9 protein-coding genes are annotated in these 7,644 nt (G+C 68.5%); 3 read left to right on the top strand and 6 right to left on the bottom strand.

All coding sequences use genetic code 11. The features are described 5' to 3' along the window. Window positions 1-4: 4 nt before the first annotated feature. From ACFRAR_RS24935 to ACFRAR_RS24960, 6 genes are all read right to left on the bottom strand, one after another. Window positions 5-691, bottom strand: a complete 687-nt coding sequence (locus ACFRAR_RS24935) for a class I SAM-dependent methyltransferase (RefSeq protein ID WP_380700397.1) — start codon at window positions 689-691, stop codon at window positions 5-7. Between the two features lie 42 nt (window positions 692-733). Continuing rightward, window positions 734-2,101 (bottom strand): hypothetical protein, encoded by a 1,368-nt coding sequence (locus tag ACFRAR_RS24940; protein ID WP_380700398.1) that lies wholly within the window; start codon window positions 2,099-2,101, stop codon window positions 734-736. Window positions 2,102-2,103: 2 nt separating this feature from the next. Next, window positions 2,104-2,868 (bottom strand): hypothetical protein, encoded by a 765-nt coding sequence (locus ACFRAR_RS24945; protein WP_380700399.1) that lies wholly within the window; start codon window positions 2,866-2,868, stop codon window positions 2,104-2,106. Between the two features lie 43 nt (window positions 2,869-2,911). Continuing rightward, complete coding sequence (locus ACFRAR_RS24950) at window positions 2,912-3,496, bottom strand: hypothetical protein (protein WP_380700400.1); 585 nt, start codon at window positions 3,494-3,496, stop codon at window positions 2,912-2,914. 149 nt (window positions 3,497-3,645) lie between these two features. Continuing rightward, window positions 3,646-3,945 (bottom strand): hypothetical protein, encoded by a 300-nt coding sequence (locus tag ACFRAR_RS24955; protein WP_380700401.1) that lies wholly within the window; start codon window positions 3,943-3,945, stop codon window positions 3,646-3,648. Window positions 3,946-4,025: 80 nt separating this feature from the next. Further along, window positions 4,026-4,535, bottom strand: a complete 510-nt coding sequence (locus tag ACFRAR_RS24960; protein WP_380700402.1) for a nucleoside-diphosphate kinase — start codon at window positions 4,533-4,535, stop codon at window positions 4,026-4,028. 422 nt (window positions 4,536-4,957) lie between these two features. Between ACFRAR_RS24960 and ACFRAR_RS24965 the strand changes: the two genes are divergently transcribed. The 3 genes from ACFRAR_RS24965 (at window position 4,958) to ACFRAR_RS24975 (ending at window position 7,576) form a co-directional block, all read left to right on the top strand. Continuing rightward, on the top strand, window positions 4,958-5,623 hold the full coding sequence (locus ACFRAR_RS24965; protein ID WP_380700406.1) for an NUDIX hydrolase: 666 nt from the start codon (window positions 4,958-4,960) through the stop codon (window positions 5,621-5,623). Next, on the top strand, window positions 5,620-6,033 hold the full coding sequence (locus ACFRAR_RS24970; protein ID WP_380700403.1) for an NUDIX hydrolase: 414 nt from the start codon (window positions 5,620-5,622) through the stop codon (window positions 6,031-6,033). The genes ACFRAR_RS24965 and ACFRAR_RS24970 overlap by 4 nt, the downstream gene beginning before the upstream one ends. A gap of 259 nt (window positions 6,034-6,292) precedes the next feature. Beyond that, window positions 6,293-7,576, top strand: a complete 1,284-nt coding sequence (locus ACFRAR_RS24975) for an IS701 family transposase (RefSeq protein WP_380700407.1) — start codon at window positions 6,293-6,295, stop codon at window positions 7,574-7,576. The last annotated feature ends 68 nt before the right edge of the window (window positions 7,577-7,644 follow it).

The raw sequence follows: 7,644 nt of genomic DNA on the forward strand, positions 1-7,644 counted from the left end.
GTGGTCAGGTGGTTCGGAAGCTGAGCTGGTCGAGCTTCCACAGGCCCAGCCCGTTGCCGGGGTGGTGCCGGCCGCCGTCCGTGAAGTCGGTGTCGAAGTGCTCGACGGGCTCGGGCAGATGGAACGGCGCCGCCTGAAGGTTGAGCGGGCGCCAGTGGCTGTCCGTGGTGTCGCGGTTCTCGGCTTCGCCGATGTAGGTGGTGGCGAGCAGGTAGGTCGAGCCGCTGGCGGTGACTCGGTCGAGGAACGTGAGCACCTCGTGGTGGGTGAGGTGGACGAGGCAGTCCCGTGCGATGACGAGGTCCGCTGCCGGGATGTCGTCCCTGCACAGGTCGGCCTGCCGGAAGGAGATGCGCTGGCTGCCGTGCCGTTCCTGGTTGAGCTGGACGAGGTCGGGGACGACGTCGAGGCCGACGTAGCCGTCCAGCTGGTCGAACCCGTCGACGTGGCGGATCCAGTTGACGTCGCCGCATCCGGCGTCCGTGACGGTGCGGATCGGGTAGCGCGCGAGAACCGAGGAGAGGGCGGCCCGGACGGCCTCGGTCTGACGGATCTCGGAGCCGGGACCGGAGACCGACTCGGGGGATCCCCAGTGGTTGGTGCGGTAGATCTCGGTGAAGAGCGTCTCGGCGGGTTGGGTGGGTGCCGGCCAGGTAGCGGTGGACGGGGTGGCGGGGCCGTGGGTGGGCATGCGTCTCCTCTGCGATCGTCGTCGAGGGGCGTGGGGCAGCGGTCAGCGGCTGCTGTTGCGCATGAGCGTGTACTTGATGTCGACCAGGCGCGGCGCGATGCTCAGCGCCAGCTGCTCGGTCGGGTGGAGGTGCCCGGCGTCGTCCGGCTCGGCACGCCAGACGCGGTAGTCCAGGTTCGGGTAGGCCGGGTTGATGCCGATCTCGCCCTTGGGCATCGTGCCGTTGAACGGCACGACGATGTCCATGTGGTTCCAGTAGTTCCAGGCTTGCAGGGCCTTGTGCTGGTCGAAGTAGAAGTAGAAGTCGGGGTAGCGGCCGAAGCTGCGGAGTTCGCGGTGGATGAGGTGACCGAGCAGCGGGCCGAGTTGGGTGGCGAGGCTGTCGAACTCCCAGCGCGTGCGGTGCCAGGCTTCGGGCACCTGCCCGCTGGTGAAGAGCCGGGCCGCCACGAGGTAGCTGATCCGCTCGACCATGTACGCGCGGGCGTGGTCAGCGTCGATGGTCGGGTCCACCCGCTGCAGAAGTGCCGCCAGCTGCTGCGGGCGGGGACGGAACCTGGCGAGGTTGAACTTGCCGGCCATGTCCGGGAAGGAGGCGAACAGCATCTCCTTGTAGAGCCAGTTGTTGAACTCCCCGAGGTCGGCCAGCTGCCGGGTCCGTACAGAGGTGGAGTGGAGCATCAGGTACTCGGCGAGAGCCTCGAAGTAGAGGTAGCCGAGGATCGGCAGCCGGGGGATGGCCGCATCCAGCAGCTGGAGGAAGCCCTCCGTGGCCACGGTCGAGCCCTGGTAGACGATGCCGGCGGCCAGGGCCAGGAACGCGGCCGAGTTCTTGATCCGGCCGACGACGGTCTCGCGCAGGTGGTGTCGCTCCGTCTTGCTGAGCAGGTACTCCAGGTCGGTGTAGATCTGCAGGTGGATCGAGCCCAGCCGCAGGTAGTCCACGCCCGCCAATCCGCGGTACGCCTGGGGCGGCGCGGTGATCTCGAAGATCAGCGGCGTGGGTGCGCGTCCGCTCAGGCCGACCTTGGCGAGGGAGGCTGGGGCCTCCTTCGTGAGGACGTAGGCGGCCAGGTTGTGCATGCGGAAGCCGTGCTCGGTCGCTGTGAGCGGAGCGCAGTAGATGCTGCCGACGAGGCATCCGCCGGAGGGGTAGAGCACCCCCTCCTCGCTGATCTCTTCCAGGGCGTGGGTCACGTGGAGCAGGTGCAGCTTGCCGTCGCTGCTGAGGCTGTCGAAGAGCGCGTTCTTGCGGAGCAGGCTGCCATTCGGCGTCTCGTCGGTCAGGCGCTTGTGCCAGGCGGCCGTCTGGGCTGCCAGCGGGCCGGCCTGCCCGGCGTCGGGCAGTAGCGCGGAGTCGAAGAAGGCGTGCGCGTCGGCCCACAGGTCGTAGGTGTTGCAGAGGCCCACGGCTACACCAGTCCCTTCTCGGCGAGTGCGTACAGGACGGCTTCGGCGCTGCTGGCTCCGGCGAGGTGCGCGGTCTCGGAGACGGCGACGAGGTCGAAGGCCACGGGGCGGAGCTGGTCGAAGGCCGACTCACGAACGTGCCGCGCGTCGGGCCACCAGGTGAGCTTCGGGAGGCGGTAGCGGTCGAGCGCGTCGGCGGCCTTGACCAGGTCGCAGATGAGTTCGGATCGGGCGTAGTCGGCCTGGTCGTCCGCGCAGAAGGCGTCGCACGGTACGTCGTGGAGGCGGATGGCGGTCGCAGCCTGGATGATCCGCCGGGGCGTGGCCACCAAGCCGAAGTGGGTCCAGACGGTGTCGGCGTTGGCGGCCAGCCAGATGGCGGCGCGAGCGCCGTGGCCCCGGTCGTCCTGGTCGTGCAGGCGCCGGCAGTCATGGACGGCTGCTGCCAGGACGACTGTGGCGGTCTCGGTGTCGTCCAGCTCGTGGATCTCGGCGAGCAGGGCGGCCAGTGCGGCGGTCCGCATGCTGTGCCTGAGACCGTGGAGCGAGTCGTGGAGGCGAGGCTCCGCCAGCCACGCTGTCGGAAGAGCGGACCGGCTCAGGAGGTGCTTCGAGGCCGGTCGTAGGGGCGGTGGCCAGGCCGCACCGAGGGCGGGCCGGTTGGCCTTGATCCACTCAACGGTTGCCGGGTCCATGTACTGGTGGTGCGGCAGCTGCCTTCGGGCAGCCAGGTCGACCAGACTCGTGGTCGTCGGGGTCGTGCTCATCCGTGCCCACCCCCTTCTGGTGGTCTACCGCGGTGACGCGCTCCTACCGGATCGGCGCGGCCTGTGCCTCGCGGGCCTTGCGCTCCTGCTCGGCGGCCTCGAAGGCGGCGGCGAAGTCGGCCAGCTCCTGCTCGCTCATCAGCGTCACGCCGAGCTCGGCGGCGACGTCGACGATCTGGGCGGACGCCTCGTCGCGGGCGGCGTCCGAGGCGCCGTCTTCGAGCAGCACCTCGAACTCGGCGTGGTAGCCCCATGCCTCGCTCCACTTGAGGGCGATCTCCACACCCTGGAAGTGGAAGTTGTGGCGGAAGTTGAACGCCTCGTGCATCGCGCTCTCGAAGCCGAGCGTGTTGAAGACCTTCACCGCCGCCGGGACGTCCTCGCGGGCGATGGCGAACTCGGTCTCGTGGAAGACCGCGCCCTGGCCGATCCTGCTGCCCTTGAGGGTGATCTTGGCGGTGCCGGCGGCCGTGTTGTCCGTGACCTTCAACAGCTGCTCGGGCAGCACGTAGAAGTAGATGTGCTTGGCGTCGTCGCCCAGGTCCTGGCCGTCCTTCCGCAGGCGGTCCATGAGCTGGTCGTGGGTCTCCTTGTCGAAGCGGGCGCGCATCTCGATCTCGACAGCCACGGTCGTGTCTCCTCGTTTCAGGCATGGCGGATCCAGCCGAACCAAGGCGGGTGGCCCCTGGCTGGTCCGGGTGGGGCGGTATGGAGTTGGTGTTGGAGCCGGGTGGTGCGGCGGGCCGTCACTTCACCTGCCGCACCACCCGAGATGGATCAGCCCAGGTCACCGAAGCGGTCGCGGATCACTCCGGCGTGCAGGTAGTTCGGCAGCGGGACGCCGCCGACCGCCACGCGGGTGGTCGCCGTCTGGTCCTCGGTCTCGCTCGGGAAGCCCTCCAACAGCTGGAGGCACTGCTGCACCCATTCACGGGACTTGGGCCAGTCGCCGGCGTCCCGGAGGCGGACCGCCAGCGCGTAGGCGGTCTCGGTGGCCGCCCAGCGGTCGGCCGCCAGCTCGCGCTGGAAGATCGACTCCAGCTCCTCGGCGGAGGCCAGGCGGGTCTGGTTGGTCATGGTGCCCTCTCAGATCGGACGGTGGTGCCCCGGTGGTGATCAACGCAGCGGCGTCCCAGTGGTGACGCCGCGACCTGCCGTCAGTTGGTGAAGATCTCGGCCAGCGTGCGGTACTCGTGCAGCTCGTCCTTGTCGAACCACAGCTCGACTTCCTGCGCGGCCTCCTCCTTGTTGCCGGAGGCGTGGACCAGGTTGGCCACGGCCTTGCCGACCGCCACGCTGCCCGCGGAGCTCATGTGCGAGAGGTCGCCGCGGATCGTGCCGGCCGGAGCCTGGTTCGGGTAGGTGCTGCCCACGATCTTCCGAACGGTGGCGATGGCGTCGTAGCCCTCCAGTACCAGGGCGATGACGGGCCCCTGCTGCATGAAGGTGGCCGTGAGGTTGTAGACCTCTGCCCCGAGCCGCTCTTCGAGGTCGAAGTAGTGCTTACGGGTGAACTCCTCGTCCATCCACTTCATCTTGACGCCGACGATCTTCAGCGCGGCATCCTCGAAGCGCGAGATGATCCGGCCTCCGAGGCCGCGCACCAGCGCGTCGGGCTTGAGCAGGACGAGTGTGCGCTCGACCTTGTGGACCTGGTCCTCGGTCATCAGTTCCCTTTCGGCTTGCCAGCATTCGGACATGACGAACGATCAGCTCGTCATGAACTGAGGTTACCGGCGCTGGCGAACCACTTTCGGCGCTCCGACCTACCCCCCGAGCGGGTGAACCCTGCGCGGCCCGGTTGTGTTCGATTCGCCGCCCTGGCAACGCGGTGGTCTCGCGGGCATAGTCGCCCAACTCGCTTTCCTGCTCCGGGTACTCACCTAGAATCTCTGGGGGGCGGCGTGTACGTCCTGTTGCTCCCAGGCGCTTCCAGGGCTCAAGTTGCCTAGGCGATCATGGCTTTGAGGTGCTGACCGCAAGTCTTCCGGTGTCCATGCCGCGTAGCGATGAAGCGCCAGTGCAGTCGATGTGCATCTTCGACGCACGCCTCCTGTGCTGCAGCGACCACGACGGAGAGGGAACGGCGTTGGACGTTATCGAGGTCTGGAGCGGTCGTTACGCCTGTCTGCTCCAGTCCGCCCTCCGCCTCACCAACGAGGCTTTCGCCAATCAGCTCGGGATCGCGGTGAGAACGGTGGCCACATGGCACGCCGACTCCTCCGTTGTACCGCGAGCCGAGATGCAGCAGCTCCTCGACGCCGCGCACGAGAGAGCTTCCGACGCGGCTCGTCAGCGCTTCGCCCTCCTGGCAGCGAAAGAACGCGGTGACGGAGCCTCCGTGTCCGGCAAGCCAGCTGCGCAGGCCCTGCGGGTGGCCATCGCGGTTGTCCTCCGGCAGGGCGACGTGCTGCTGGTCTGCCGGCGCGATGACGACGCGTCCGGGATCACCTGGCAGTTCCCTGCTGGGGTGATCAAGCCCGGCGTGAAGCCGGAGACCGCGACGGTCCGGGAGACGCTGGACGAGACCGGGGTTCACTGTGCCGTCCGCGGGAGCCTCGGCAGCCGTGTCCACCCCGTGACGGGCGTGCTGTGCGAGTACTTCCTGTGCGAGTACCTGGCCGGCGAGGCAACCAACAGCGACGCCGTTGAGAACATCGACGTGATGTGGGTTCCTCGAAACTCGGTGGCCCGCTTCATCGACGCCGATACGATCTTCCCACCCATCCTGGCCGCCCTGGAGGAGCAGACGTGACACAGCAGACTGCAGAGGAACGCCCGGGTATTGCCGCCGCGATCGTGGTCCACGAAGGCCGCGTCCTGATGGTGAGGCGACGGGTGAGCGAGGGCCAGCTCTCCTGGCAGTTCCCGGCCGGTGAGATCGAGGCTGGTGAGTCGTCCGAGGAGGCGGCTGTCCGTGAGACGGCGGAGGAGACCGGACTGGGTGTGGCCGCCGTCAAACTCCTGGGCGAGCGGGTGCATCCGAAGACCGGCCGACTGATGTCGTACACGGCCTGTGAGGTTGTCAGCGGCACCGCCGAGGTGGTGGACACGGACGAGCTGGACGCCCTCGCGTGGGTGGCACTCGCCGAGATCCCTGAGTATGTGCCGTACGGGCTCTTCGAGTCGGTGCAGGCGTACTTGGACATCACGCTCACTGCCTGACCTCGTAGTTCTACGGGCGGCCATCCACTGGGGCCGACCGTAGAGCTGGCCGTCACACCGGCGTCGCCGCAGCAGTTTGTTTCGGGATCGGCACCGAGAGGTGGAAGCCCTGCCTAGTACTCCAGTGTGACTTCGTGATCTCGCGATGGAGCCGGGTGGAACGGCAACGGCCACCGCGTGATCATCAAGGGTTGTGTGGACTCATGACGATCATGCGGTGGCCGCGGGTCACAGCATAGACGCAGCCCGCTGGCGGGCGATGTTCGACCAGGCCATGGCCCGGATCGCGGGCCGGTTCCGACGCGTTGAGCCGCGGGCGACCGCTCGTGCCTTCGTGCTCGCCCTGCTGTCCGGCGTCGAGCGGAAGAACTGCTGGCGACTGGCCGAACAGGCCGGCCACGCCCGCCCCGGGCCAATGCAACGGCTGCTGCGAAGCGCCCGCTGGGACGCCGACACGGTCCGCGACGACATCCGCGCCTACGTGCTCGAACACCTCGGCACGGACGACGGCGTGCTGATCGTCGACGAGACCGGCTTCCTGAAGAAGGGCACCGCCTCGGCGGGCGTGCAGCGGCAGTACACCGGGACGGCAGGACGAATCGAGAACACCCAGGTCGGCGTCTTCCTCGCCTACGCCTCCAGCAGAGGACGGGCGTTGATCGACCGCCGCCTCTACCTGCCCGACGCCTCGTGGTGCCAGGACGCCGAGCGCCGAACCCGCGCCGGGGTGCCCGACCAGGCGCAGTTCGCGACCAAGCCCACGCTGGCCGGGCAGATGATCACGGCGGCACTGGACGCCGGGATCGGCTCCTCCTGGGTGACCGGCGACGAGGCCTACGGTCAAGACCCCGGCCTGCGCGCCCTGTTGGAGTCCCGTGAGATCGGCTACGTCCTGGCCGTCGCGTGCAGCACGCGGGTGCGGATCAACCAGGGGCGGACCGCTGCCCGCGCGGATGCCGTGGCCGGCCGTCTGCCCGCCTCGGCCTGGCACCGGCAGAGCGCCGGAGCAGGAGCGAAGGGACCGCGCTACTACGACTGGGCCTGGATCGGGATCGGCACCGACGGTCACCGGCACCTGCTGATCCGCCGCAACCCGCACAGCGGCGAACTCGCCTTCCACCTGTGCTGGTCCCCGAGACGGGTGCCACTGTCCGAGCTGGTCCGGGTGGCCGGGACCAGGTGGTGCGTCGAGGAGTGTTTCCAGGCCGCGAAAGGCCAGGTCGGACTGGACCACTACCAGGTCCGCCACTGGACCGCCTGGCACCGGCACATCACCCTGGCCATGCTCGCGCTGGCCTTCCTGGCAGTCCTCGCCGCCGACGCGACGCCGGCAAGGACCGCGAAGCCGAACCGGCCCGCCCGCAGCACCGACCCGATCGACCTGACCGTCCCCGAGATCCGCCACCTGCTCGGCGCCTTCCTGGTTCCAGCGGCCACGTCCCCACACAGTCTGCTGACCTGGTCAAACTGGCGCAGACACCACCAAGCAACCGCCCGCCGAAGCCACTACCGACGACGCCTTGCCGAGCCCTCAACCGGATAGATCACGAAGTCACACTGGAGTACTAGGCTGAAGCGCCGCTGCCCGGGACTACTTCGGTAGTCCCGGGC

The sequence above is a fragment of the Kitasatospora sp. NPDC056651 genome (genome assembly GCF_042792155.1).
Lineage (GTDB): Bacteria > Actinomycetota > Actinomycetes > Streptomycetales > Streptomycetaceae > Kitasatospora.

Coding starts and splice junctions, on each gene's coding strand:
- ACFRAR_RS24935 (WP_380700397.1), bottom strand. CDS start 691: ATGCCCACCCACGGCCCCGCCACCCCGTCCACCGCTACCTGGCCGGCA.
- ACFRAR_RS24945 (WP_380700399.1), bottom strand. CDS start 2,868: ATGAGCACGACCCCGACGACCACGAGTCTGGTCGACCTGGCTGCCCGA.
- ACFRAR_RS24955 (WP_380700401.1), bottom strand. CDS start 3,945: ATGACCAACCAGACCCGCCTGGCCTCCGCCGAGGAGCTGGAGTCGATC.
- ACFRAR_RS24960 (WP_380700402.1), bottom strand. CDS start 4,535: ATGACCGAGGACCAGGTCCACAAGGTCGAGCGCACACTCGTCCTGCTC.
- ACFRAR_RS24975 (WP_380700407.1), top strand. CDS start 6,293: ATGTTCGACCAGGCCATGGCCCGGATCGCGGGCCGGTTCCGACGCGTT.